Genomic DNA, 24,899 nt, shown 5'->3' with positions numbered 1-24,899 from the left:
CCGACATCTTGGGCGACATCGCCTTTCCCTACGCGAGCGCAGCGTTGCCCGCAGTCGGGACGGCGGGACGCACGCCGGCCGTCATTGTGAATGGCGAACTCGCAGCATCCGAGCCGCGTTTTTCTTCCAAAGCCGCAGCCGGTCGAGGCCGTACCGACGCAGCCCGGTATATTACCCTGATAGGGCACCACGACATACGCGGATACCGATCGCGGCGACGATAGATCGGATCGGATACACAGTGCCGCATTGCAGAGAGCTATCAGTGCCATGCCGCATGAACGTCGGCGGCCAATGGTCGAATGGCTGCATCCACGACGTATCCGACAAAGGCCTGCTCGTCTCGAGCGCGAGCCCACCGCCGATCGGCACCTATGTCGACATCCGGCGCGGGACGCTCGTTATCATCGGTCGCGTCGTCTGGATCGGCGGCAGTCGGTTTGGCGTACGGACACAGGATCCGATCAGCGTTGCCGCCCTCGTCAACGAACCCGTGCTGAGGAGCCGTCCGGCAATCGCCGAGCGCCGCCGCGCCACGCGCGACGAAGACGCAGCCCGCCGCGTCGTCGAACAGGCGGACCGCAACCGGCGCCGCTCGTCGGTATTCCAGTTCGTCTGTCTGACCCTGATCGGACTGGGCCTCGCCTACTTTGCCGCGATTTCCTGCTACCGAGCATTGGCGGTGCCGTTAGACGCCGCCGCGACCGTGCTCGGTAACGCGACCAGCTGACAGTGGCTGACGGGGCAGCGGTGCCGAAGAGGCAACAAGGCTGCGTCTTCTCCTCCACATGGCGGATGTCAGCATGAGAACATTAAGCGAACACAGTTCTTGTGATGGTACGCGCTGGGGCTTAGAACACGACTCGATGCGAGTGATCGCACCGAGGGTTTATCGACACATTATAGGTACGCAGGAGGAGGGTCGCGGTGACGGACGACGATCGACGCTATTACGAGCGTCGTGCCGAGATGGAACTCGAGATGGCCGCAGCCACGGAAGACCCGAACGCCTGCTCGAGCCATTACGCGTTGGCAAACCTATACTTGGCGCTCGTGTTCGAAGAGGACGCGCGCGTGGCACCCTAGAGATATGCCGCCCGGAGTCGGCTGACGGGATTTGTGGAAGTTGGGTAGGGGTTGGCGACAGTCGGTGTCTCAGTCGCCGAACGGTTCTGTACCAAACGATCGATTTACCGACGACTTCTGTGGTCTCTTCGGTGAACTAGACATTCTTGCCGGCGATATCGATCGGAGAGCGAAACACTTCGGCAGGTGTCGTCCAGCCTGCAAGGGGGCACACCCACGTACGGATGGTGCAACTTCTCGGCGCGAACATGCACCATCATCGCAGGCCGAAGGGTCTTTGGCCGGGAGCGGCTCGTGCTCAATGAGGGTATGAAACGCGGCTGTGCAAGCGATCCGGGACGCAGCACCCTTCTGCGCAAGCGGGTGGGACGACCGGCGGCCCCGCTTGGGATCGAGCCGAAGCCGCTGCCGGACATGGCCGTGGGTAGGCGTTCTATACGGGATTTCTGGTTTTACGCGCTCCACTGCAGGGTCCCGCCTGGACGAAATCACAGCGAGTTCCTGAACAACGACCGCACCTACCCGTGCCTAATGGCGAATTAAGTATCCGGGATTTTACCGGATGTCCGACCATGAACCCCTCCCGATAGGCTGCTGATCGAACGAGCGCGTAGGCGGCGTATTCGGGAGGATTTCGATGACCGGCATTTACACCAATGGCGCAGCGCTTCGTGCCCAGGGTGCCTCGCGCCTCGCACAGACCGCGCTCGACAAATCCATGACCCACCTTTCGACGGGCAAGCGAATAAATTCCGCGGCTGATGACTCTGCTGGGTTGGCAATCTCCACGTCGATGACGTCGCAGATTAGAGGCATGAACCAAGGCGTTCGCAACGCCGTGGACGGGATCAGCCTGATCGAGACAGCCGATGCCGCGCTCGGCGAAGTGACGAATATGGCTCAACGAATTCGCGAACTGACCATTCAGTCGGCTTCGGACACTTACACGGCAAGCGACCGCGAAAATATGCAGACCGAGGTCACCGCACTCGCGACCCAGATCGAGGCAACATTGAAGAACACTTCCTTCAATGGCAAAACCCTCTTCAACACTCAGCCAGCCAATACCGATCCGACCCGCGGCAATCTCAACCTGGGAACGATTATCCCTTTGCAGATCGGCTCGAATGCAACGGATAGGTTCAGTATATCCATTCCGCCAGTGACGACGAATTACTATCGAACGGTTTACGACATCTCACTATCGGGGCCGGAGACATATTACGGAAGCGCAACTCATCTGATCACGTTCGATGATTATACCGCCGACGCCAAAATTGCCGGGTTGCCGGTAACGCTCGAAGATATTGGCACCACCGCTTCGCAGCGGCCCGGCGACAGCTGGTATCGTACGGTTTACTATCACAATGCCAAATCGAAATCATTCACTTTGACGGAAGAGATGAACGTCACGAACCCGTACCGAACGAGCAATACGTTGACCCGGGTCGACGATCTGATTGCCAACATCGGCAGTGTCAGAGCCAGCATGGGAGCGTCGCAAAATGCCATTCAGGCAGGTGTGAACAGCATGACGACCGCAGCCACCAATCTTACTGATGCTCGCTCGCGGATCGAGGACACGGACTTTTCAGCGGAGACAGTGAATCTCGCCAAGGCCCAGATCCTCAGCCAGGCGTCTACGGCAATGTTGGCGCAGGCCAACCAAAGCCAGCAGGACGTTCTGAAGCTTCTCAAGTAACTTATCCAGCCGCCCTGAATCCCGAGCGCAACAATGTTTATGCTGCCCGGGCCCACACAGGACCCGGACAGACAATTTGAACCAAGTAACTCGCTTTATTGGTCAGATCTTCCATCCCAGGAACCGGTCTCGGCACTCGCCGGGACCGAGCGCAGCCTCCAGGGTCAGCATGACACCGGCAGGCAGGCATTGACGATGCAGTGATCGAGCAGTTCGGCACAATGCTCGGCGTCGAGATCCGGGCTGGCCTCTGTCAGATCGGCAATCCACTTATCCCCACCGTTTAGATTTCCCGAACCACCTCTTCAACTCTCGCCTCCCTTGCGTTGCCCAAGCCGCCATAGCGGAAAAGCGCGGAGCGATCAGGCTCGCACATCTACCGCACAATTCTGTCGCAGCTAGAAGCGGACAACTGTCGCCCATAGAGCGACCGCGGCAGCTGACGAGGTTCGGGCTAAGCCAGTTGCTGAATTGCGGACAGAGCTCAACTTAATGGAGGAGTATACCGCGGGTGAGCCATTTTTCTCTATCCAGGGTGCCCCAAGCAGGACCCAAACGCGTACCCTGGTGAAAGACCGTTCCAGCAAAGCCCCCGCCGTCCCGTTGCGGGAGTGCCATAAAGAAGGGTGGTGCGCTTACAGGACTCACATTTAACGCTGTAAGCCGCAGAATTGCTTGGATTTCGGCCTACCGCTAGATCCGTGGCCCCTGCGTGGCCCACTCAAAATTCGGTCCTTATTTTGGCTTCGAACCCGTGCCTAATGGGACACCGTGCCTTGCTCTGAGAACCTGTGCGACCGCCGATTCGTCGTAATCCGCGCTATTATAGAAACGATCGGAAGAGCCCCCATCTAGCGTGCATGACCAATAGCATTCTTCATCTCGGGCTGATGGAAGACGGCGAGATCGAACTCGATCTGGCCGCCCTCGAACTCGCAGCGCTCGATCACCCCGGCGTCGATCTCGACGAATATCTCGACGAGCTCACGGACGTAGAAATAGCCCTACGCGCTGCTGACGGCGACGCAGTAAGCAGTGCCGCTCAGGCCCAGCCCTTGAGCAGCGTGATGGTTGAAGAGTTCGGGTTCTCCGGCGACCGCGCGCACTACGACGATCCCCAGAATGCGGACCTGATTGCTGTCGTCGATCGACGGCTCGGCCTGCCGATCAGTCTCTCGATCCTCTATGTGGCGATGGCTCGCCGCCTGGGATGGTCGGCAATGCCACTCAATACCCCCGGCCACGTCCTGGTGCGCCTTGGCCATGCATTGGATCCGCTAATCATCGACCCCTTCAACGATGGTCGCATCGTCGCCCCGGAGCAGGTGCAAGCGTTGTTGGAGCAGATGACGGGCCAGGCCCGGTTTTCCGACGGGATGCTGCCCCTGTCGAACCGATCGGCGCTCGTCCGCCTGCTGCTCAACCAGGCGACCCGTGCCGAGCAGGCCGGGGATCCCGCACGCGCGCTGGTCCTGTACGACCGTATGACGATCGTGGCGCCTACGCATGCCCATGGTTGGTGGGAGCGCGCCAGACTTCAGCTGGTCGCAGGCGATGTGGCCGGCGCCCGCAGCAGTCTTAGCGCAATGCTGGAAATTACCCGGGACGAAGATCTGCGCCTGCAGGTATCCGCAGCGCTCGATGCCCTTCCCCGGCCAACGCCGTCATGAATATTGCGGTGGATCGACCCTTGCCGTGATGCCTTATCCTAAGCGCGTCCATCGGCGCTCATGCCAGGCCCGGGACTGAACCGCGTCTCCGAAACGCCAGAACCGGGTCTCGCGTGTGTGGGGACCTGCGCGGACGAGCGTCCAGCACTCACCCGTCGGCAGCTCCACGATGCGGTGAATGTGCGTAGCGTCGACATGGTAGGTTTCGCCAGGGAGTCGGTGAACCAGTTCGCTGTGCCAACCGCCGTTTGGATCCAGGTGGAACACCTCTTCGACATAGCCGCCATCAAGGATCTCGGTGTCGAAGCTCCAGGGGTGATCATGCGGGGTCGCATGCGGCTCTTCTATCTTGAACCGGTGCAGTGCGCGTCCGTCATCCAGATGGTATTTGGTAAAAGCCCGCGACATTCGCTCAACGCTGACGATCCGCGTGCCTTCGGGAACGCGAGCAATGGCTGCTCGCGGTAGTCTCATACTCACGGTTCGGACACCTCTTCATAACAGCCGGCGCGGCGCAGCTGGCGGACGATCCCGTTGAACGCCGCAGTCACGCCCTGTGCCCTGCCGATCTCGTTCTCCTGCCTGGCTGCATCCCAGTAAAGTTCGAGCGGCCAGCGTTCCGGGCAGTGCGGGAGCAGGCAGCGCAGTGCTAACCGGATCTTGACGACGTCGACGCGGGCGTCGGAGCAGCGCACAACGCCGCCCCGCAAGATATGCACTGACAGTGCGATGACAACGCGTTGATGGCGGACGAGCTTGGCCATCAATGAAAGTCATGGGATTTGAACTTCACGACGGCTTCGGGATCCATGCCGTCCGCATGGGGCGGCCAGTAGGAGTTGCGAGGGTTCGGGCTCCAGCCCTTGTCCCCGCGGTCAGGGGAGCCGGCATGTTTCGCGCCATCGCCACGGCCGGTCCGGTACGGGAACGACATCTCGCCGACCCGGTGCAGCAGATCGCCGTGGTCGATGATCCGGTCGCAGATGACGTGGATGACCTCGCCTTCTTTCTGCACCCTGCCCTTCATGCCGATCATCGACGCGGACATGACGGTGCGGCGCTGCCGCTCGAACCGATCGGGCCACAGGATGCCGTTAGCGATGCCGGTCTCGTCTTCGATCGTGATGAACAGCACGCCCTTGGCAGAACCCGGCTTCTGGCGGACAAGGATGATGCCGGCGACCTCGACATGGCGTCCGTCGCGGATCGTCGCCAGGTCCGCGCATTTGGTCACACCACGCCGCGCCAATTCATCACGGACGAAGGTCAGCGGATGCGCGCGGAGCGAGAGTTGCAGCGCCCGGTAGTCCTCAATGACTTCGCGGCCATCGGTTAGCGGACGCAGTTCGACATCCGGCTCGATCCCTTCGGCGCTGACCGCCTGGTCGGCGCGGTCGGCTGCGGCGAACAGCGGCAACGGCGCTTCGCCGAGCCCCCTCACCTTCCACAAGCCCTGCCGACGATCGGCACCAAAGCTATGAAAGGCATCGCCGTCGGCGAGCTTTTCGATCGCGGCGCGCTGCACGCCCGATCGCCGCCATACGTCTTCCACGCTCTCGAACGCGGTCAGCTCGCGCGCGCCGACGATCTTGGCGCCGTCCGCGTTCGACAGCCCGCGGATCTGCCGGAGCCCCAATCGTACGGCGAGGTACCGCCCGCCATACGGCTCCAGCGTGCAATCCCAGCGGCTCGTGTTGACGCAAGGGGGGCGAACCACGACGCCGTGCTCGCGCGCATCGCGGACGATCTGGGCGGGTGCGTAGAACCCCATCGGCTGCGCGTTCATGAGGCTCGCGCAGAACACGTCCGGGTGATGATGCTTCATCCACGAGGATGCGTAGGAGATCTTGGCGAACGAGGCCGCGTGGCTCTCGGGGAAGCCGTAAGACCCGAAGCCCTCGAGCTGGCGGAAGGTGCGCTCGGCAAACTCACGCGGATAACCGCGCTCGACCATGCCCCCGATCAGCTTTTCGCTGAAGTGCGACACGCCGCCTGTAAACTTGAACGTCGCCATGGCGCGGCGCAGCTGGTCGGCTTCGGCCGGCGTAAACCCGGCGCCGACGATCGCGACCTTCATGGCCTGTTCCTGGAACAGTGGCACGCCAAGCGTCTTTTCCAGCACCGCACGCAGCTCGGGCCGCGGGTATTCCGGCTTCTCCAGCCCTTCACGCCGACGCAGATACGGATGGACCATGTCGCCCTGGATCGGTCCCGGTCGTACGATCGCGACCTGGATAACGAGGTCGTAGAAGCGCCGCGGTTTCATGCGCGGCAGCATCGACATCTGCGCACGGCTCTCGATCTGGAAGGTGCCGAGCGTATCGGCCTTCGAGATCATCGCATAGACGTCGGGATCATCGTCCTGCAGATCGGCCAAACCGACCCGCAGCCCCTTGTCCGCCTCGAGCATGTCGAAGGCGCGGTTCATGCAGCCGAGCATGCCGAGTCCCAGCACGTCGACCTTCATGAACTTCAGCGCATCGATGTCGTCCTTGTCCCATTCGATGATCTGGCGATCTTCCATCGCGGCGGGCTCGATCGGGACCAGATCGTCGAGACGGTCATGGGTGAGGACGAAGCCACCTGGATGCTGAGACATATGGCGCGGCACGCCGATGAGCTTGCGGGCAAGCTCGAGCGTCAAACGCAGGCGACGATCGCCGATGTCGAGGTTCAACTCGTTGACCTGCTTTTCGCCCACGCCTTCGGCCGACCAACCCCACACCTGCCCGGCCAATGACGAGGTCAGGTCCTCGGGCAAGCCGAGTGCCTTGCCAACGTCGCGCACGGCGCCGCGCGCCCGGTAGCGTGTGACGACCGCGGTCAATGCCGAGTGGTTGCGGCCATAGGTTTCGTAGATCCACTGGATGATCTCCTCGCGGCGTTCATGCTCGAAATCGACGTCGATATCGGGCGGCTCGCGGCGCTCACCGCTGACGAAGCGCTCGAACAGCAGCTCATGCTTAATCGGGTCGATCGAGGTGACACCCAGCACGAAGCAAACGCAGGAATTGGCAGCTGAACCGCGGCCCTGGCACAGGATGCCGCGCCGGCGCGCCTCGCGGACGATCGCGTAGACGGTCAGGAAATATGGCGCATAGCCAAGCTCGCCGATCAGGCGCATCTCGTGGGCGATCTGCTCGGTATAGGCAGCCGGCACCGCGCCGTTAAACATCGTGTCGACGGCGTCTTCCGCGAGCTTCTGCAGCGCCTCTTGCGCGGTCAGCCCGTCGATCAGCCGCTCATGCGGGTATTGATAGGCCAGTTCACCCAGATCGAAGGTGCACAGACGCGCGATATCGACGCTCGCCCGCAGCGCATCGGGATACGCCTTGAACCGCCGGACCATCTCGTCGGGGGATTTGAGCGCACGGTCGGCATTGACCTCGCGCCGGTAACCGAGTTCGTCGACGGTGCATTTCTCGCGTACCGCCGTCACCACGTCCTGCAGCAACCGTGCTTCAGGCGCGTGGTACAGGACATCCCCCGTCACCACCGCACGAACGCCAGCGCCGCCCGCCTGCCGCGCCAGCGCGTCGATCCGCACGGCATCGTCCGGCCGGCGCCGCTGGAACAATGCCATATACCCGCGTCGGCCATAGAGCGTCTTCAGGTCGGCGAGCGCTGCCAGATTATCCTCGTCCGGCTCAACCGGCAGCAGGATGGCGATCATGCCCTCCGACCAGGGTTCGAGGTCATGCCAGTGGAGGAGGCATCCCCCCTTCCCCGCCCGCTTTTTGCCCACTGTCAGCAGGCGCGTCAGGCGCGACCAGGCGGGGCGGTTGGTCGGGTAGAGCAGCAACTGCCGGCCACAGGATAGATTGACGCGCGTGCCGGCGATCGAGCGAACACCCGTCGCCTTCTGCGCTTCCCATGCGCGCACCACGCCCGCGACGGTGCCGATGTCGCTGACCCCGATCGACGGATAGCCGAGCAGCGCGGCAGCCGCGAACAGCTCCTCGGGGCTCGAGGCGCCGCGTAGCAGCGAGAAATGCGTCAGGATCTGGAGTTCGACATAGTCGGTCATGCGAACACGCCGTGCATCCACCAGCTGAGATCGCCGGTGTCCTCGACGAACCCGTCGCCACGCCGGAACACCCAGTAGCGACCGCCAGTCTCGTCCTCGACGCGGTAATAGTCGCGCACCGCCCAGACTTCCGCGTCACGGCGCCACCACTCACCGTGGATCCGCTCGGGGCCGTCGCCGGCAACCACCTTGTGCGGCCGACCGCGCCACTCGAACCGCCGAGGCGGCTGATCGGGCATCAGCGCGATCACGCCCCACAGCGGTTCGGGTCTGGCCAGCAGGCGCGTCGGCCGTCGCCATTTCGGCCAGCCCGTAGGCGCTACCACCGGGTCGGCGCGCATGACGGCGCGCTCGGGCACGTGGCTTTCAACAGGCGCGATCCGGAACACGGCGTCAGCGCCAATGCGGCCGGCAACGACGTCGACGAGACGGGCCGGATCACGCACAAGGACCTCACCGGCGAGAACCGCGCCGAGATCGACCGCGTCGAGTGGTTCGGTGTGTGGTGCTGCCAGATAGAATTGCTCGAGCCCCAGGCCCGGATCGATCCGTTCGATCCTGAGCTTCATGAGCCGCAACAGGTGCGGCACCTCGCGCGTCGGGCGCGAGGTGCCGACGGCCACGATCTGCTCGGTGCCATCGACGCGTAAGCCACCGAGACGCAGCGATCGTACGCCGAGCCCCTTCGCGCGCAGCAGCTCGGCCATGTCGCCGAGCAGATCCTCCATGACCTGCGCGATCGCGTCTGCGGTGACGATCGGTTCAAGCAGCCGACGCTCGACGATCGGCATGACCTCGTCGGTCCGCGGCGTGATCGGTTCGGCGAGCGCGCCGAGTGCCTGATCGAGCCGCGTGATTGCTGCCAGCCCGAGCCGGCGTGCCAAAGGCCCGCGCGCGACCGGTAGAAGATCGGCGACGCGTTCGAAGCCGAACTTGCGGGCGGCAACGAGCGCGGTGCCTGCTAGGCGTAAGGCAGCGACCGGTAGGCCGCTGAGCGCGTCGACCGTCCGCCCTGTGGGCACGATCGCGATGTCGGCAGGCCCGAACCGGGCAATAGCGTGTGCCGCACCCGGTGTGTCTGCAACCGCCACGCGTGCCGTGAACCCGGCACGCTGGCAAAACGCGCGCAGACGCCGGCAGAACCGTTCTTCCCCGCCATGGAGATGCGCACAGCCGGTCAGGTCGAGCCACAGCCCGTCGGGCGGTGTGGCGGCTGCGATCGGCGACCAGCGGCGCGCCGCGCGTAGCACGAGCTGATCCAGCATCGCGGCATCCGCCTCGGTCTCGGAAGGTCGGATGTCGAGATCGGACACCAGCGCACGCGCATGGGTCGCGGCCATCCCGATCGTGATCCCTAACGCGGCTGCGCCTTCGCAGGCGGCCACCACCTCTTCGCGCCGGCCGACCTTGCCCACCAGCGCGAGCGGCGCCCTGTGGAACGCGGCAACGGTCGCCGCGACCCTGTCGTGACTGTCGGCTTGCGCAAACCCATGAAACGGATGGTTCGCCGCCTCCGATCGTCGGCCAAGTTCACGCATGGGTGGTTTCGCATGCGCGGGCAGCGCTGCGATCTCACCTTCCACATCCTGCCTGGTTGGCATGTCGGCACGAGCCCACCGCGCACCCGGCCGCCACCCGCCGCCCCGCGGTACCGAACACGCACCGGGATCGTCGTCGACGGGAAGCGGAAGGGCTGGCCGCTCAGGCGGCCGCGTAGCGTGCCGGTCCAGCCGTCTCAGCCGCTCGATGGCCAAGTGCGGCAGGAACAGCGAGACAACCCGTCTCATCGCAGCCCTCCAAAATCATCGAAAATGCTTCGCCGCCACGCTGCCGTGCGACCTCGACCTGCCACCGCGATCGGTCGACGCCGGCGACGCCCAGGCGCTCGGACGACGCACTGGCGATCCGCCAGCGCGTCCAGGCCGCAGACGGCTCGGCGAGCGGATCCTGGTCGCGATTACGTCTGCGTCGCAGGATAAGAACGGGAATGTCGGCGTCGGCCGCCACCAGTTGCAGGCGCCGGGTCGCCACCATCGACATCCGGCTAACCTCGGCGATCACCGCCGACGGCGTTCCATCGCGCACCGCGTCCTCGACGACGGCCAGTAACGCCGCATCGTCTCGGGGTTGCGCATGGATCAGGTCGGCAGACGACAACCCCGCCTGCTCGAGGCCCGGTGCATAGAGATCGGTGCGGCAGCTCACCCACAGCACCGGTCCGCCTGTATGCGCCGCTTCTCGCGCGGCGATGCCGGCCAGGAACAGCGTTGCTGCGGCATCGTCGACCATCGAACAGCTTTGTGCGGCGACCTCGTGCAGTGCTCCAGCGCGAAGGCCCCTGCTTGCGAGGCGATCGTCGAGCGCAGGGATACCGAACGGCATGATGCGGTGATCCACCACCGGCGTTGCGATTGTCCGCAGGTGGGCGATGGTTGTCGGCAGGGACTCGAGGGCGGTGATCATGATGTCTAGACTCTACCTGTTCCCTTTATGTTCCGTTACCAAGAACGTTTGGTCAAGCGTCAGACTCGAGACTTATGTGGATAAGGTTCCGGCTACGAACGCCGCAAAGCGCGTTTGACTATGCGTCGCGGGGCCAGGCTACCGGGTGCCTGCGTATCGAACGACTGTCGTTCGATATGCTGATCGGCATTCCCGACCCAGTCCGCCTCCGGCGCTGTCGAGCCTAGTAAATAGTGTCCCTGTCATCGAGCTAACCAGGGAACGAGTTTGGCTCCAACCTTCCGCCAAGTGCATGAAATGCAATCTAGAATAGACAGATTTGCATTCGCCATTGCCCAACCCGCGGGATACCAAGGTGACGCCTTTCAGGCATCCTCTCCTAAAACTTCCAGGGTCGCTTTTGGCGGCCCCTTTTTTTGTCTGAAGGCGGTCGGCACAGCGTAGCCGGCGCGCCGAGCTATCGGAGGTTCGCGTATAGCGAACGGCTGTCGTCGAGCATGCTGATGGGTGTCGGCGTGATCCAGTCCGCCCCCCGCATCGGATATGGGCCGTAGAACAGATCGCCGAGCGCACGCCGGTAATGCGCGTTCATCCAACGTCGCCGGCGATGCTCAGGACCATCGTAAATCATGTGGCAGCGCTGGCAGAGCGCTGCCAGCTGGTGAAGCGCGCTATCACTGGGGTCATGATTGAGATGCGCGCAGGCCAGCACCACCGGTGTCCATTTGCCTATGTGGAGAATGTTCTCGGTCGGTCGGCGAACACGTCGACCGTCGCCGTTACGCCAATACGACCGGCCTTTGTCCCACCAGCGTCCGTCGCCGAGGTGGAAGATCCGTTGCCCGTGGGGGCGCCCGCAATGTTCGCAGCGTCCGCCTGCCCGCACGAAGCGGACCCGATGCGATAGCTGGGGCCAATCGATCGGGTACAGGAAGACATGTTCGGGGCGGATCGGCATCGGTGCCGTCCACCAACATCATCGCTACGCGTATGTCTAGCGACGTTCTGGACCTTTGATGTTCTTGCTATGTCCTACAGGCAAGCATTCGTGCATCCGACCGTCAGCTGAGTCGAAATGGATCGAATACGATGGGCTATTCAGGAACACACTGGCCGGAAGGGCTGAACGACGAAGAGGCGCTACAGCGTCTGCAAACGCTGTGCCTCGGCGCTTGCGATGGTATCCAGGATCTGGCGGACGACACGCGCTACAAGGCGTTGCGCCGGGCGTTGCTTGGCCGGACCGACCTGCGACCGTTGGCGCCAGCCTTCGTCGCGGCGCAGCCGAGCCTTGAGGCATTCGTACGTCATGCGCGAGAGACCAAGGATCGCACCCTGCGGCGTGAAATGGTCCGTGAACAGTTCAAGGCGCTCTGGGACGAGGTTCGCGGACCGGATGCCGTCAGTTCGGCAACGTGGACCGGGCGCCCTTCCCTACGCGAGCATGCCGCTGTCATTCAGGCACTAGCGCCTGTTGCCCTGGAAGCCGTGCAGCGGTTGATCGATGATGAAGAGCTCGCCTGTGACAATGGTGGACCGGTCGATGCCGATCGGTCGGTGGCGCTGCAGCAGCTGAAGGCGCTGCATCGTGCGCTGGGCGATCTGATCGCGGCAGTCGATCAAGGTCGATCGCTCGAGCCGATGTTCGAACGCCTCCGGCTTGTCCGTCAGGAGGCTAAGGTCGCGATCGGTAAGGCAACGGCCGCGCTGCCGGTGACGACATCGGCACTGATCGCGTTCGGCAGCGTCGTCGGTATCGTCGAATTCTTCGTCGGCAATGTGGTTGTTGCGGTCGCTGCCGGGGGAATCGCAGGCAATACGCTCAAGGACGCGATGCTCAAGAAGGAGGCCGCAGCTAATTAAGGATCTCGTCCTCCAACACGTTCATCTGCGTTACAAGTTTTACATAAATGGCGCATGGCCGTCATCAAAATCTAAGATCTGATCGTCTGGCAAAAGATGAACAAGCCACCGATGTCAAAGCAAATAATACGCCAGCCGCGTTGACAATAGCGGTTCGATTAAAGTGTAGCTGTGACGTAGAACGCTCCGTCTACGAGCATATGCTTAAAAGGGGGGGGGGGGGGGGGGGGGGCGGACATTCAGAACACGTTTGGATCGAAAACGCTTCAAACGCCCCTCTCCCATTTCAATATAGCCCGCCCTCTTCTCTCTCCTCGGCGCCTTCCTTCTGGGCCTCTTCGAGATCGCCTGAGTTTTGTGCGTCGGGCGATGGCTTATCCTCAAGGCTATCTTCCGGACCGTTATTGCTATCCGGCAGTTCGTTGACGTCGGTTTCGAAACCCGGTTCTTCGTCCTGTGAGGCGGCCATAATTACTCTCCTTCAGCGCATGTAACGATCCGAGCGGGCACGCGGTTGCTGATGCCTGCTGTGTGGTGACGATGCTTTGATAAAAGACATACCCGTGGATCGCGCACCCGCCCCCCACGCCCCGACGTCAGGCGCTCATTTAGCCTATTGCTGGCGGGAGCTTGCATAACATAGGTAAGCGCCAGGCAACGACGTCAACCGCTATTTCCGGTCGCGGGTACAATGTCCGGTATCACACAGAGCAATGATGGAATGTTGCGGATGAAGGCACGATAGCTAACAGATTGCTGGAACGACGGTCAGCATTCAACACCACGCTGTCTCAATCGCTCACGATGTTAACGTCTATAGACCCGCTATGATTGAGGACCCGGTATGAAAGGCGACAATACTCGCGCCCTTGAGGCAGAGCGCCTGCTATCCGAACGAGACCGTAGATACGACCTGTTTCCAAGTGAGATATTCGACGAGTTTGCGTGGAATATGCTCCTCCACTTGTTCGTCGCGCTAGCAAAAAACGAAACAATGTCGGAAGTGCGATTGTGCGAACTGTCCCACGCAGGCCCAGCTGCCGGTCGACGTTGGATTGCTCATCTCGTCAAAGATAAACAAATCGAGGCTAGGTCAGACGGTGATGACGTGGTGCTGACAGGCGAAGCGGTCGACCGGCTGCGACGCTATCTGTCCAAGCCCTCTATAGCCGAAATTGATGTCGGCGATGAAGCAGCCTAAAAATCCGTCGACGAATGCGAGTTTAATAGGCCTGTGTGCGGTCGCCATTGTCCGGAGTCGATTATGCCCTCCAATGCATCTGATACGTCGGACGAGACACTTTGCCTTGCAATCGCGCATGCCCTGCAACTCGCCGATGCACGAGGCGATAGCTTGGTAGCTGCGCTGCTCGCACATACCTTCGAAATTGCGAACTGTCCCAAGACTGACGACTAGCCGAAAATGGGCGGCGGTTTTCGCCCTAACTAGTAGCAGTCGTATTATTCAGACCACTATAATCAAGTCGTGACATTATTTGGGATCCCTATCAGGGTTCACGATATTTCGGGTGTTCGTATCAGCATAGGATCGGCCTAGGGGTCCGATCAGGTGACGGTATTCAGCCTCTGGAACCCCATAGCTATCACCAGCCAACTCTTCCAGCGTCTCGCGGTCACGAATTATTACGCGACCTCGCTTCGAGTAAATCATGCCGGCACCTTCGAGTATATGGAGGCTAACGGTCACTCCACTTCGTTCCGCTGCAATCATCATCCCAATAAAGTCATGCGTGAGCGCGATTTCATCGCCGTCGACGCGGTCATGGCACATGAGCAACCAACGAGCCAGACGGGACTCGATGCGGTGATAGGCATTTGTAGCGGTACTCTGCGCCGCTTGAACGAGCATAGACTGTACGTAGCGCAAAAGGGTTGTTCGAAGCGTTTCGCTCCGACGAACCGCCGCTAGATAAAGCTCGGCGTCGATCCGTAAGGCGGTACCGCCACCTACCTGAATGAAGGTCTGATGCGGGCTTCGATCGCTACCTAATAACAGGCATGTCGCAGAAACCCCGTCGCGACCGAATATTCCCACCTCTGTCGGGCGACTGGGGGACATCGTAGCAACGATCGAAGCGACGCCAGCTTCAAGAAAATAGACATGTTCAATCGGCGCATTTGCCTTCACGAGCACGTCTTCGCGCTGAATGTCATGCCACGTGAAATGTGGCTGCAATAATGCGAGATCATCCGCCGACAGCGCGCTTAGCAGAATGTTTTTGGTATAAACGGCATCTGGATGCGACATGATCGCCCCTCTTTTTGGGGCGAAAGTGCGTCGACTCTTTCAGCCGCCTGCGCCCTGAGAGTGGCAAGCGATCATGAGCCCCTACACGTTTTCACGGGGTAGAAACTTTACATATGAGAAGTGTGGGATAGACCACACTTCTCCCGGGTCGCTTCAGTAATTTGGTCTGAAATGCGTAGCGAACCATATTACCAAAGATTCTTGCCTATGAATAAATTCGCAAAATAATCAGCGCTTTGTTGTCTATCGCACAGTGACAGCAGGGCGGATGTTTCAGCTTCATAAAGTCGGTATGTCCCAAGCCGTATCAGGGCCGGGGCAAGGACGAATACTATGGAGACCGAACAATCGACCGGCGGTCCCGCCGACGCGCAGCTTGGCCTACTCCTTCAAGAAACGATTCATCGCGGTAGCAATGATCTCCAGATGGTGATTGGCTTGCTGGCACTACAAAGTCGGCGTGCGTCATCACAAGAGGCCCGACAGATACTCACAGATGCTACGCAGCGCGTATCCATTCTGGCGCAAGCCCGAAGCGAGCTGTTTCGTAATAACCAGCCAACGCTGGCCCTTGCCCTACAGCAGGTGTGCACGGCGCTGCAGTCACAGGCTGAGCCTCGATCGATCCTCGTAGCGCTAAAGGTCGAACAGGACGCCGTTGCACTGTCCCCAACGCAAATCACGACGATTGCGCTGGTCGTGAATGAGCTTGCCACGAACGCGATCAAACACGCGTTTGAGGATGGCAAGAACGGCTACATTCTCGTCACGCAGAAGGCAGACGCTGAGGGAAATGTCGTCGTTCTGGTGGATGACGACGGCCTTCCTTTTCCAGACCCACACAACCCCAAAAGGGGAGGCCTGGGAATGGAAATATCGGCTCGCCTGATGGCATCGATCGGCGGTCGGTTCGTTCGTCCACAATCGCGTGCGAAGGTGTTCGAATTGCATGTCGGCCCCTCAGTCTTGACGAAGAGCGAATCAGCGTCACAACCGCAGTTAACAGAGGGGCCCGATGTCGAACCGCCTCCGGAGAGCCAAAATCTGATCTCCTTGCATTCGGCGATACGATGGGCGCTTCATCTCGCCGGGGCACAAGGGGAAACCCTTACCGCTGCGCTCCTAGAAGACATTTTGCATCTATCTGAAAAACGGCCACGTCCCGCCGTAGAGGACTAGTATCAGGCTGCTCGTTGTACGTAGCGGTTGACCCATGTGTGGACGGCCCTCCGTTGGCAAGGTTGAACAGTCGCGTTGCAATGCTGGTTGGTGCGGCCATGTGTCCGACCTGTTAGTGCGGTTCATAGCGCCGCTGGCCATAATGCCATTCGCGCGTCTCGGGTCCCGATCATAACCGCGCACTCGAGGTGCTTGGGTCTTTGTGGGTTTTCCCGATCCGGCGGTTCAACCGGCTTGTTGCATTAGCTCCTATCCGCCCTTTCCAACCTCGTCCGGTGCGGTCGCCCGCCCCGTATCCTGTTACACGATCTGCGGCTCGCGATACCGTTCGCCACTGGCCATCATCGCCCAGATCATGCGGGCGTTCTTGTTGGCTAGCGCGACCGCGGCGACCTTGGCCTTCCGCCTGGCAAGCAGTTGCACGAGCCAGGGCCGCTTGGCCCCGTTCCGCTCGGCATAGCGCACGACTGCCATGGCGCCGACGATCAGCATCTGACGCAGGTATTGGTGGCCCGCCTTCGTGATGCTGCCAAGCCGCTCCTTTCCACCGCTCGAGTTCTGCCGTGGCACCAGGCCGATCCAGGCAGCAAGGTTGCGGCCCGAGCGGAAGATCGCGGGGTCAGGAACCGTGGCGACGATGGCGCTGGCGAGCAGTGGACCCACGCCGGGTATCTCCATCAGCCGGCGACCGAGCTCGGTCTCGCGTGCGCTCGCCAGGATGCGACGATCGTTCTCGAGAATCTGCTCCTTTACGATGCGCAGCTGCGCTGCCAGCATCTCCAGGCAGAACCGCGCATCGGCCGGTACGCGCTCATCGGTAGGATCAGCGATCACGTCGAGGAGCTGCTCGATGCCGTTTCTACCAATCGGCGCCGCAATCCCGAACTCGGCCAAGTGCGCCCGCATCGCGTTCGACAGCTGCGTGCGCTGGCGGTTTAGGATCAGGCGGACACGATGAAGCATCATCGCGCTCTGCTGCTCGGGCGACTTGATCCCGACGAAGCGCATGGTCGGCCGGGTCACTGCCTCGCAGATCGCCTCGGCATCAGCCGCGTCGTTCTTACCTCGCTTGACGTACGGCTTCACGTACTGCGCTGGCATCAGCTTCACGTCATGCCCGAGCGCGACCAGCTCGCGCGCCCAGAAGTGCGATGTCGCACACGCCTCAATGCCGATCAGACACCGGGGCAGCTTGGCGAAGAACTTCAACATCCGCCCACGCGTCAGACGCTGGCGAACAACAGCTGCGCCATCAGCATCCACTCCGTGCACCTGAAACACGTTCTTCGCGATATCCAGACCGATCGTTGTGACGTTTCCCATCGTGACTCTCCTTCGACTCTCCGCAGGACATCCTGTTTGAGGGTTGGAGAGCCGTCCACGTCATCATAATCGGACACCCGCAGCCGGCTTGTCGCTCGTAAGCGCGGTCTGAGGGCCGCCTTGTAGGCGGAGCGTTCAACGGGTTGATGGCAGCTCTTTGAACGGGGCCGTGATGTCGGACGAGACTATCGAACCAGCTGCAGATGTAGCGAGTAGTCATACGACCGGTCGTATGAGTGGTCGTATCGAGATTGTCGGGCGGGTGTCGGGCCGGCGCCGCTGGACGGTCGAGGAGAAGCTGGCGATCCTGCGCGATGCGTTTGGGCCGGATGGGTCGGTCCGGGCGGCGGTCGAGCGTCACGAGGTCGGCAGCGGCGCGATCTACACCTGGCGGCGCCAGGCGATGTCGGGTGCACTGAGCGGAGTGCCGGTCCGGCCTCAGACCGCATTTGCCGAAGTCCAAATCAGCGAGCCGCCCATGATGCTGCCGGCGCCGCCCGTCGAGGCGCCAGCGGACGCCCGGACCGCGGGGCAGATCGGCATCGAGCTGCCTTCGGGTGTGCGACTGACCGTCGACGGCACGGTCGACGCCGAGGCGCTGTCGCGCGTGATCGGCGTGCTGACCCGATGATCCCGCAGCCGACATCGACGCGGATATTCCTGGCGTGCGGCGTCACCGACATGCGCAAGGGCTTCGATGGCCTGGCGGTATTGGTGCAGCAGGTGCTCCGGGAGAAACCTCATTCCGGTGCGCTGTTCGCGTTCCGTGGCAAGCGCGGCGACCTGATCAAATTGCTGTGGTTCGACGGTCAGGGACTCTGCCTGTTTTCGAAGCGGATGGACCGGGGGCGTTTCGTCTGGCCGGTGACCGCGACCGGCACAGTGGCGCTGACATCGGCGCAGGTGTCGATGCTTCTGGAGGGTATCGACTGGCGCCGCCCAGAGCGGACATGGGCACCAACATTGGCCGGCTGAAAACATAGCTTTTTCGCCATTTCTGCTCGTGTGAGAGTGCGCGAACTGCTATGAAAATGAGGTGTCGCAAGCATCTCTTGCCCCATCTGATGCCGAGGCGCGGATCGCCGTGCTGGAGGCCTCGCTCGCCCGAGCCAATGCAGCACTTGCCGCCCGCGACCTGCTCATCGAGACACTGCGTGGACAGATCGCTCGGCTGCGGCGGATGCAGTTTGGCGCATCCTCCGAGAAGTTGACGCGCGAGATCGCCCAGCTCGAACTCGCACTTGAGGAACTGGAAACCGAGAGCGCAGTCCCGGAGACCGGCGCGGTCTTGTCAGACACGCCCGTGCGGCCGGCACCAGTCCGTGCGTTGCCCGACCACCTGCCACGCGCGGAGGTCGTCCACGAACCCGCCTCCGGCGCCTGCACATGCCCGGACTGTGGCGGTGCGCTACGCCGTCTCGGGCAGGACGCCCATGAGATGCTCGACGTCCTGCCGGTGCACTGGCGCGTGGTGCGTAACGTCCGACCGAAATACAGCTGCCGGACGTGTGAGAAGATCGTCCAGGCAGCTGCCCCGGTGAAGGCAGTCGCACGCGGAAAGGCGACATTCGCAACGCTGGCCCATGTCGTCGTCTCGAAGTTCGAACATCACCTGCCGCTTTATCGGCAGTCCGAGATGATGGCGGCCCAAGGCTTGGACATCGACCGCTCGACGCTGGCGGGCTGGGTCGGTCATGCAGCCGCGCTGCTTGACCCCATCGTCAGTCGCATCCGCGAGGAAGTGCTGAAAGGCGACAAGATCCACGCGGACGACACGCCAGTCCCGGTGCTCGACCCAGGCCGCGGACGCACCGCGACCGGGCGACTATGGGTCTATGCAGTCGATGACCGCGCCTCCGGTAACACGGCTCCGCCAGCGACATGGTATCGCTTCACGACCGACCGTACCGGTGCACATCCGCAAGCCCATCTCGCCGGATTTCGAGGCTTCCTCCAGGCCGACGCCTATGCCGGTTACGACGGGCTCTATCGAAGCGGCGTCACAGAAGTCGCGTGCTGGGCCCATTTCAGGCGCAAGGTGTTCGACCTGCACGAGCGGGTTGCCACGCCGCTGACCACCGAGATTCTTGAACGCATCGGTGCCTTGTACAGCATAGAGGCCGAGGTCCGCGGCAGGCCGCCTGACGTGCGGCTGGCGGCGCGGAAGAACCGGACGAAGCCGCTAGTCGATGCGCTGCGCGAGGCACTGGACGCAGCACTGCGCCGCCTGTCGCCAAAGTCCGACATGGCCAAGGCTATCGCCTATGGCACGAAGCGATGGCTCGCACTGTGTCGCTTCCTCGATGACGGGCGCCTGGAGATCGACAACAACATCGCCGAACGCGCGTTGCGCGGCGTTGCCGTCGGACGGCGAAACTGGCTGTTCGCTGATTCGAAAACGGGCGGCGAGCGCGCCGCGGCGATCTACACCGTTATACAGACCTGCAAGGCCAACGGCGTCGACCCGCAGGCCTACATCGCCGACGTCACTGGGAAGATCGCAGCGGATTGGCCGGCCGCGCGATGGGACGAACTCATGCCCTGGAACTGGTCCGCGCAAACCGCAGAGCGAGTGGCGCAAGCCGCGTAATCTGCGGCCTGCCGGCCACGCTTACACTAGAAATTTAGGCAATGTATGTCCTCACGGCTCGGGCCAGCTGAACGCACGGCGCAACGCATGCCTCCACAATCGCTGTAAAATACCTGTGGGTATCGGCCGCGGGCGTCAGTGCTTCGCCCGGCTCGCATCGGCTACGGCGCTCAGGCAGTCCACATCTCCGAGGTGCCGACGGTTCGGGCTTGAAAACGGTCCGAGACTAACAAATACCCCGCTCTTGCAGAAAGCGTTGTCGACGAAGTCATGCGGCAAGCCTTGTTGGATACCGCGAGCGCCCTAGAGCGCCTGTCAGACGACCAAGAGGCCACCCCGGACTATACTCGCCGAGCCTACCGTACCCTGCCGTGGCTTACCGCCCCTCGGTTATCGCATCGATCGCAGAGGACAGGCGCACAGCAACCAAGGGAAGCTCGAGCCGGTCCGCAAGGTCGAGCAGTTCGTCGAGCTGGGCCTTCAGGTATTCGATCGTCTCTTCTTGATGCGCGATAGTCATCCAGTGATCCTGCGCTTGTTACGTGAGCGAGTCGATCACTCAAAAGTATCATTCCAGACTGATATTTGCACTAAGGCCTCCCGTCTTTAGCCGCGTACCGTATCGGTTGGGCAGTGGAGTATCCTGAAAGTCTGCGACGGATTGTCACGACGCCTGATCCGAGCTTCGTATTCCGCCCCTTCCAACGTGAGCCGGAAAGCGAGTGATCGCCAGCCACGGTTGGTGTGCGGGTCCTCCACTTCTACCGAATACTGAAGCCCTGCCAACTCGGTCATAAATGCCTTCATGAATCGCGTAACATGCGGGTTAGCGTGTAGCACGACGCGTCGGAAACACGGGCCCACGCACCGTCATCCGATCGGCCGGATACGGCCGCTGCAACGCTAGTACGTCGTCATAGCTACCGGTCAGCCACCGCTCGTGATCGTCCGGTCGCAGGATCGTGATCATCGCCTTGGGGTGGATCGGCGCCACCAGTTCGTTCGCATCGCAAGTGACCATCGCGAAGTAACGCTGTTCGCCGACCTGCCGCCAGAAACCGGCGATCGCAAACACGGGCTGGTCGGTCACCCCGAACCACATCTCCCCCTTGATCGGCTTCTTGCCGTCGCCAAGGTTGGCAGGCTCGCGCGCCCACTCGCAAAACTCCGTCAGCGGGATCAGGCAGCGGTTGGCCGGATCAGTGACCAGCGACCGCCATTGCGGAAGATGCAGGGTGCGGACGTTGGTTTGCGCAACCTTGCGACCGGCCTGCTTCGCCTGCCCCGCCAGGACGTCCCATTCCATCACGTCGAGCCCGCGACGGTCGGCTTCGTTCCGCACAACGTATGCCCGACCGAACGGGCGCAGTTCCTTAGGGTCGAACCGGTTGTCCATCGGCTTGTCGGCAAGCCATTCTGCACCGAAGCGTTCGGTGATGGTTTCCGGTTCGCCGTCGAACCTTGCTCGATTGCACATTAAAGGTTCACCCGACCGACAAGCGCGCCGATCGCGATCAGGGATATAATGATAGCCCAACCCTCCCAGGTTCGGGGAGACCAGCCGATGCCCACGACCTTGGGCTGAAACCATTCTCGGGGGTGGTTCATGACGGCTCCATACGAAGGGCGTTCCTCAATCACCGGAACAGGCGCTCGCTCTCAAAAGTCAGGTAAAATCTCTTTTGTTCACGGCAACGCCCCAGTTCGATGCCGCCCGGTTCGCCGACGTGCTGGTCACACTCCAGATCTTTTCAGCATACTCGCCCGTCGCCTTCCACCGTCCCGGTTCAATTTCCTCGACATACACTTCTGTGCGTTGCCCATGGACCGACACCTGCCGCTTCATGAATCGCTCCTACCTCCGCCGGATTTGATCATTCGGCAAAGGGTAGCCTCCAGATTGGCGATTGTCTCCGGTCACGTACTTTGAAACCGCCATTCGCCAGGCCGCCGGTAACGCTCCGCCCTGACAAGGGAGAGAGGGCGAGCCGGCCAGTCACTTTTCGGGCATCTGGCGTCGCGTCAGAGCAGGAAACTCGATCCGGTTTCGCCGTAACGGCCAGCTTCATGTGGAGCCTCATGGAGCGGGCCGACCGGCCATACCCCCCCGGTTAGCCAGTGGCGCCATTACGCCGGAACGAGCAGCGAGTTGCAAGCCATAACGGCCCCCTCAAACGGCAGGAGAATCTTGTCCGCCCAAATCGCCGATCACCAGCACCATCGCGACGCCTACGGTCGCGAAAGGTTTGATCGCCGTTCCTAGGAGCGGTCCCGTTCCTTGCGATGGTCAGACTCGTCAAACATCGTGAACGGTCGCCATCTGTCGATAGCGTGGTCTCTAATTAATGGGTGGGCGCACCTGCTGCAGGTTGACCGCCAATCTACGGTATCATGCCAGATTTTATTGCCTCGCCTACGATGGCCAATAAAAAAACATAGCAGTCCCATGACGTTCGCCCCTCAAGCAGGGCAAGCCAATAACAGCCGCTTCGGTTCTATCAACCGATGATCTGCGAACCAATGTCTCAATTATGGGGTAGAGCAACTTCGCGGCGCAAGTTTCGGGAATGGGTGAATCATGCCCGCGAGAGCATACTTCAGTCCTTGTGGTGCGGGAGCTTCTTCTGACGGCGATCGCGGCCCAACCACATCGATGCCCACCAGACGCCCGCTTCTCGTCTGTGGCGCTGACGTCGCCGTTCGCGCCGCTGCCGATGCGCACGAGCCTTCACGACCGAATGCGTGCCCATAAACCCGGCTGCAACTGCCGGAACGACCAGAATTAGCTCGACCACTTCACGCTCCGAAATTGGCGGAGCGCTGCCTCCTATAACTCAGCACCACGTCCGGCGAGTGTTGCTTCCTTACATCTGTCCCAAACGAGGATTGTCTAGATGACAGCGACAGCTACGAGTAACTACATCGGGGAGGCAATGCGGGCGACGACCGCACATTCGGCCTGATCGGCAATGAAAGCTGAACGTGGCGCTTAGCGATACCTTGCACGTCTTCGACGTATGCGCGCAAGCGTCGCGCTTTCTGTCGATTGATACTCTGAAGCAAGCAGGCGCTTTGAATGACGATCGAACTCACGATCGCCCCTCGCACCCGAGGCGCGGAGTAAACGAGAAGCTCTCCAAATTACGAAGGCCGCCCACGACACGCCGGCAGATGCCGACAGGGCTGCAATCGCCCACCCCGTAACATCGTACGGCGATTTTAGAAATGCGTACGGAGCCAGCGGAACCATGCCGGCCAAGATCGAAAGGTTAGCCGATCTTCCATGCGAAGATCGGCGGCAAAGGTCACGATCGACGAACCGGCGCAGGCGGAGGTACATGCTCACTGCGCCATCCTAAAGTACCTACCAAAGTCCGCAACCGGGCGTAAACGGATGGCCGATTTGACGAGGAGAGCGGCCCGTCCGCTCATGTGCCCAATTTTTGCGTAGCGAAGACACTGTAAATTAGCATTTTGTCTCCATGCTACTCACATGAGCAAGATGGTATGAGCGGGTGCAACGGTTGCCGAAGCGAGAACATGCGTTTCGACTTGGCGATGGCGTTCCAGCCTATCGTTGACGTGGAAACCGGTTGTGCATGGGCGTATGAGGCGCTTGTGCGAGGGCCGGACGGTCAGAGCGCCAGTGAGGTGCTCGGCGCTATTACCGATGACAACCGCTACGCTTTCGACCAGCAGTGCCGCGTCGCCGCGATCACTCAAGCGGTTGCTGCGGGTATCATTGAAACCGGCGCTCGATTGTCGATAAACTTCCTGCCAAATGCGGTCTACTCACCACTCGCCTGCATTCAACTAACGCTCAAGACGGCCGCGGCTGTTAATTTTCCGACCGACCGTCTCGTATTCGAGTTTACCGAGAATGAAGAGATGGCGGACGTGGCTCATGTCGCGAACATAATCGAAACCTATCGTCGAATGGGCTTTTCTACAGCACTCGATGACTTCGGTGCAGGACACGCCGGCCTAGCGCTACTCGCCCGACTTCAAACCGATGTCATCAAGTTGGACATGGAGTTGGTCCGGGGGATCGACACTAGTCTACCACGACGCGTAATCGTCGAGGGCTTGGTCGCCATGTTCAATCGCATGAACATCACCGTAGTCGCAGAAGGTATCGAGACAATCGGCGAGTACGAGGTCTTACGCGGGATGGGCGTGCGATACATGCAGGGCTATCTACTGGCCCGTCCGGGTTTCAAAACGTTGCCTGCTCACGTTTTGCCCGAACCACTCGAGCGGGCAGAGATTGCGTAATCGACCGGTGTCCGTTGGGAAAAGGTAGGCTGGCTGCCTTATTCAGGCACGTCGGCGATCGCACCGAATAACCGAGCATCAGAACGAAGGCGATGCACGTCGCCCGAGCGATACGCTCAACAAAGGTACGCCGAGCACCGAGGGGCAGGACGCGCCGAAGCGAAAGTCGGCGCTGACTTAGGCCCTGTTGGGTTATTAACACCCTGCGCAGCGTGGCACAGTTTCAAGCGGCCCGGTCCTCGGGCAGGGAAATGTCAGATGCGTAAGTCTCTGTTTGCTGCCGCTTCGCTGTCCTTGCTGGTTGGGGCGCCCTCGATGGCGGCGCCGTGCAAGGACGCCAAGGGGCGCTTCACCAAATGCCCGAAGGCGCCCGTTAAGACGGTTCGATGCAAGAGCGCGAATGGCAAGTTCGCAAAATGCGGCACGGCTGGCGCCAAGCCAGTTTGAAGCGA

24 protein-coding genes are annotated in these 24,899 nt (G+C 61.4%); 13 read left to right on the top strand and 11 right to left on the bottom strand.

Annotation, left to right across the window (positions count from 1 at the left end; all coding sequences use genetic code 11):
* The first annotated feature begins 241 nt into the window (after positions 1–241).
* The 5 genes from AC3D24_RS15950 to AC3D24_RS15930 all read left to right on the top strand — a co-directional run bounded on the left by AC3D24_RS15950 (position 242) and on the right by AC3D24_RS15930 (position 4,926).
* A complete protein-coding gene (locus tag AC3D24_RS15950; protein ID WP_489032131.1) occupies positions 242–730 on the top strand; it encodes a PilZ domain-containing protein in 489 nt (162 codons plus the stop codon).
* 197 nt (positions 731–927) lie between these two features.
* Positions 928–1,086, top strand: coding sequence for a hypothetical protein (locus AC3D24_RS15945; protein WP_489032130.1), 159 nt, complete (start codon positions 928–930; stop codon positions 1,084–1,086).
* Positions 1,087–1,723: 637 nt separating this feature from the next.
* A complete protein-coding gene (locus tag AC3D24_RS15940) occupies positions 1,724–2,788 on the top strand; it encodes a flagellin N-terminal helical domain-containing protein (RefSeq protein ID WP_489032129.1) in 1,065 nt (354 codons plus the stop codon).
* 860 nt (positions 2,789–3,648) lie between these two features.
* The gene (locus tag AC3D24_RS15935; RefSeq protein ID WP_489032128.1) at positions 3,649–4,458 is read left to right on the top strand and encodes a SirB1 family protein; all 810 of its coding nucleotides are present in this window, start codon (positions 3,649–3,651) and stop codon (positions 4,456–4,458) included.
* A 219-nt stretch (positions 4,459–4,677) separates the two neighbouring features.
* Positions 4,678–4,926, top strand: a complete 249-nt coding sequence (locus tag AC3D24_RS15930) for a hypothetical protein (RefSeq protein ID WP_489032127.1) — start codon at positions 4,678–4,680, stop codon at positions 4,924–4,926.
* Positions 4,927–4,934: 8 nt separating this feature from the next.
* On the opposite strand, the gene AC3D24_RS15925 is transcribed toward AC3D24_RS15930, so the two are convergent.
* The 5 genes from AC3D24_RS15925 to AC3D24_RS15905 all read right to left on the bottom strand — a co-directional run bounded on the left by AC3D24_RS15925 (position 4,935) and on the right by AC3D24_RS15905 (position 11,906).
* Positions 4,935–5,222, bottom strand: a complete 288-nt coding sequence (locus tag AC3D24_RS15925) for a hypothetical protein (protein ID WP_489032126.1) — start codon at positions 5,220–5,222, stop codon at positions 4,935–4,937.
* Positions 5,222–8,485: an error-prone DNA polymerase gene (locus tag AC3D24_RS15920; RefSeq protein ID WP_489032125.1), complete on the bottom strand. Its 3,264-nt coding sequence runs from the start codon at positions 8,483–8,485 to the stop codon at positions 5,222–5,224. Before AC3D24_RS15920 ends, AC3D24_RS15925 begins: the two co-directional genes overlap by 1 nt.
* Positions 8,482–10,272 carry a Y-family DNA polymerase gene (locus AC3D24_RS15915; protein WP_489032123.1) on the bottom strand — a complete coding sequence of 597 codons (1,791 nt, stop codon included), beginning with the start codon at positions 10,270–10,272 and terminating at the stop codon, positions 8,482–8,484. The genes AC3D24_RS15920 and AC3D24_RS15915 overlap by 4 nt, the downstream gene beginning before the upstream one ends.
* The gene (locus tag AC3D24_RS15910; RefSeq protein WP_489032122.1) at positions 10,187–10,948 is read right to left on the bottom strand and encodes an ImuA family protein; all 762 of its coding nucleotides are present in this window, start codon (positions 10,946–10,948) and stop codon (positions 10,187–10,189) included. Before AC3D24_RS15910 ends, AC3D24_RS15915 begins: the two co-directional genes overlap by 86 nt.
* A gap of 457 nt (positions 10,949–11,405) precedes the next feature.
* Complete coding sequence (locus AC3D24_RS15905; RefSeq protein WP_489032120.1) at positions 11,406–11,906, bottom strand: hypothetical protein; 501 nt, start codon at positions 11,904–11,906, stop codon at positions 11,406–11,408.
* Between the two features lie 131 nt (positions 11,907–12,037).
* Between AC3D24_RS15905 and AC3D24_RS15900 the strand changes: the two genes are divergently transcribed.
* A complete protein-coding gene (locus tag AC3D24_RS15900) occupies positions 12,038–12,811 on the top strand; it encodes a hypothetical protein (RefSeq protein ID WP_489032118.1) in 774 nt (257 codons plus the stop codon).
* Between the two features lie 286 nt (positions 12,812–13,097).
* Here AC3D24_RS15900 and AC3D24_RS15895 read toward each other — a convergent pair whose 3' ends face one another.
* Positions 13,098–13,280, bottom strand: a complete 183-nt coding sequence (locus tag AC3D24_RS15895) for a hypothetical protein (protein WP_489032116.1) — start codon at positions 13,278–13,280, stop codon at positions 13,098–13,100.
* 375 nt (positions 13,281–13,655) lie between these two features.
* Here AC3D24_RS15895 and AC3D24_RS15890 point away from each other — a divergent pair, with 375 nt between their 5' ends.
* A complete protein-coding gene (locus AC3D24_RS15890; protein ID WP_489032114.1) occupies positions 13,656–14,012 on the top strand; it encodes a hypothetical protein in 357 nt (118 codons plus the stop codon).
* Positions 14,013–14,303: 291 nt separating this feature from the next.
* Here the strand turns inward: AC3D24_RS15890 and AC3D24_RS15885 are convergent, their stop codons facing one another.
* Positions 14,304–15,080 (bottom strand): Crp/Fnr family transcriptional regulator, encoded by a 777-nt coding sequence (locus AC3D24_RS15885; protein WP_489032112.1) that lies wholly within the window; start codon positions 15,078–15,080, stop codon positions 14,304–14,306.
* Between the two features lie 333 nt (positions 15,081–15,413).
* Between AC3D24_RS15885 and AC3D24_RS15880 the strand changes: the two genes are divergently transcribed.
* Positions 15,414–16,259: a sensor histidine kinase gene (locus AC3D24_RS15880; RefSeq protein WP_489032110.1), complete on the top strand. Its 846-nt coding sequence runs from the start codon at positions 15,414–15,416 to the stop codon at positions 16,257–16,259.
* A gap of 300 nt (positions 16,260–16,559) precedes the next feature.
* Here the strand turns inward: AC3D24_RS15880 and AC3D24_RS15875 are convergent, their stop codons facing one another.
* Complete coding sequence (locus AC3D24_RS15875) at positions 16,560–17,582, bottom strand: IS110 family RNA-guided transposase (protein WP_132737998.1); 1,023 nt, start codon at positions 17,580–17,582, stop codon at positions 16,560–16,562.
* A gap of 232 nt (positions 17,583–17,814) precedes the next feature.
* Here AC3D24_RS15875 and tnpA point away from each other — a divergent pair, with 232 nt between their 5' ends.
* The 3 genes from tnpA (at position 17,815) to tnpC (ending at position 20,172) form a co-directional block, all read left to right on the top strand.
* Positions 17,815–18,213, top strand: coding sequence for an IS66-like element accessory protein TnpA (tnpA, locus tag AC3D24_RS15870; RefSeq protein WP_480954038.1), 399 nt, complete (start codon positions 17,815–17,817; stop codon positions 18,211–18,213).
* The gene (gene tnpB, locus AC3D24_RS15865; RefSeq protein ID WP_031439429.1) at positions 18,210–18,557 is read left to right on the top strand and encodes an IS66 family insertion sequence element accessory protein TnpB; all 348 of its coding nucleotides are present in this window, start codon (positions 18,210–18,212) and stop codon (positions 18,555–18,557) included. The genes tnpA and tnpB overlap by 4 nt, the downstream gene beginning before the upstream one ends.
* A 61-nt stretch (positions 18,558–18,618) precedes the next feature.
* Complete coding sequence (tnpC, locus tag AC3D24_RS15860) at positions 18,619–20,172, top strand: IS66 family transposase (RefSeq protein WP_489032107.1); 1,554 nt, start codon at positions 18,619–18,621, stop codon at positions 20,170–20,172.
* A gap of 376 nt (positions 20,173–20,548) precedes the next feature.
* On the opposite strand, the gene AC3D24_RS15855 is transcribed toward tnpC, so the two are convergent.
* The 3 genes from AC3D24_RS15855 to AC3D24_RS15845 form a co-directional block, all read right to left on the bottom strand.
* Positions 20,549–20,692 (bottom strand): hypothetical protein, encoded by a 144-nt coding sequence (locus AC3D24_RS15855; RefSeq protein WP_489032106.1) that lies wholly within the window; start codon positions 20,690–20,692, stop codon positions 20,549–20,551.
* A gap of 306 nt (positions 20,693–20,998) precedes the next feature.
* Entirely contained in the window at positions 20,999–21,649 is a 651-nt protein-coding gene (locus AC3D24_RS15850) for an SOS response-associated peptidase family protein (RefSeq protein WP_489032104.1), read from the bottom strand.
* 189 nt (positions 21,650–21,838) lie between these two features.
* A complete protein-coding gene (locus tag AC3D24_RS15845; RefSeq protein ID WP_489032103.1) occupies positions 21,839–22,018 on the bottom strand; it encodes a hypothetical protein in 180 nt (59 codons plus the stop codon).
* A gap of 1,694 nt (positions 22,019–23,712) precedes the next feature.
* Here AC3D24_RS15845 and AC3D24_RS15840 point away from each other — a divergent pair.
* Entirely contained in the window at positions 23,713–24,447 is a 735-nt protein-coding gene (locus AC3D24_RS15840) for an EAL domain-containing protein (protein WP_489032101.1), read from the top strand.
* 258 nt (positions 24,448–24,705) lie between these two features.
* On the top strand, positions 24,706–24,894 hold the full coding sequence (locus tag AC3D24_RS15835) for a hypothetical protein (RefSeq protein ID WP_489032099.1): 189 nt from the start codon (positions 24,706–24,708) through the stop codon (positions 24,892–24,894).
* Positions 24,895–24,899 lie beyond the last annotated feature (5 nt).

The organism is Sphingomonas sp. SL1004, assembly GCF_057815015.1.
The sequence above is the reverse complement of the archived record's forward strand: the minus strand, read 5'-3'. Positions and strand labels throughout refer to the sequence as shown.

Coding starts and splice junctions, on each gene's coding strand:
- AC3D24_RS15940 (WP_489032129.1), top strand. CDS start 1,724: ATGACCGGCATTTACACCAATGGCGCAGCGCTTCGTGCCCAGGGTGCC.
- AC3D24_RS15935 (WP_489032128.1), top strand. CDS start 3,649: ATGACCAATAGCATTCTTCATCTCGGGCTGATGGAAGACGGCGAGATC.
- AC3D24_RS15925 (WP_489032126.1), bottom strand. CDS start 5,222: ATGGCCAAGCTCGTCCGCCATCAACGCGTTGTCATCGCACTGTCAGTG.
- AC3D24_RS15920 (WP_489032125.1), bottom strand. CDS start 8,485: ATGACCGACTATGTCGAACTCCAGATCCTGACGCATTTCTCGCTGCTA.
- AC3D24_RS15915 (WP_489032123.1), bottom strand. CDS start 10,272: ATGAGACGGGTTGTCTCGCTGTTCCTGCCGCACTTGGCCATCGAGCGG.
- AC3D24_RS15910 (WP_489032122.1), bottom strand. CDS start 10,948: ATGATCACCGCCCTCGAGTCCCTGCCGACAACCATCGCCCACCTGCGG.
- AC3D24_RS15905 (WP_489032120.1), bottom strand. CDS start 11,906: ATGCCGATCCGCCCCGAACATGTCTTCCTGTACCCGATCGATTGGCCC.
- AC3D24_RS15900 (WP_489032118.1), top strand. CDS start 12,038: ATGGGCTATTCAGGAACACACTGGCCGGAAGGGCTGAACGACGAAGAG.
- AC3D24_RS15895 (WP_489032116.1), bottom strand. CDS start 13,280: ATGGCCGCCTCACAGGACGAAGAACCGGGTTTCGAAACCGACGTCAAC.
- AC3D24_RS15890 (WP_489032114.1), top strand. CDS start 13,656: ATGAAAGGCGACAATACTCGCGCCCTTGAGGCAGAGCGCCTGCTATCC.
- AC3D24_RS15885 (WP_489032112.1), bottom strand. CDS start 15,080: ATGTCGCATCCAGATGCCGTTTATACCAAAAACATTCTGCTAAGCGCG.
- AC3D24_RS15880 (WP_489032110.1), top strand. CDS start 15,414: ATGGAGACCGAACAATCGACCGGCGGTCCCGCCGACGCGCAGCTTGGC.
- AC3D24_RS15875 (WP_132737998.1), bottom strand. CDS start 17,582: ATGGGAAACGTCACAACGATCGGTCTGGATATCGCGAAGAACGTGTTT.
- tnpA (WP_480954038.1), top strand. CDS start 17,815: ATGAGTGGTCGTATCGAGATTGTCGGGCGGGTGTCGGGCCGGCGCCGC.
- tnpB (WP_031439429.1), top strand. CDS start 18,210: ATGATCCCGCAGCCGACATCGACGCGGATATTCCTGGCGTGCGGCGTC.
- AC3D24_RS15855 (WP_489032106.1), bottom strand. CDS start 20,692: ATGACTATCGCGCATCAAGAAGAGACGATCGAATACCTGAAGGCCCAG.
- AC3D24_RS15850 (WP_489032104.1), bottom strand. CDS start 21,649: ATGTGCAATCGAGCAAGGTTCGACGGCGAACCGGAAACCATCACCGAA.
- AC3D24_RS15845 (WP_489032103.1), bottom strand. CDS start 22,018: ATGAAGCGGCAGGTGTCGGTCCATGGGCAACGCACAGAAGTGTATGTC.
- AC3D24_RS15840 (WP_489032101.1), top strand. CDS start 23,713: ATGCGTTTCGACTTGGCGATGGCGTTCCAGCCTATCGTTGACGTGGAA.
- AC3D24_RS15835 (WP_489032099.1), top strand. CDS start 24,706: ATGCGTAAGTCTCTGTTTGCTGCCGCTTCGCTGTCCTTGCTGGTTGGG.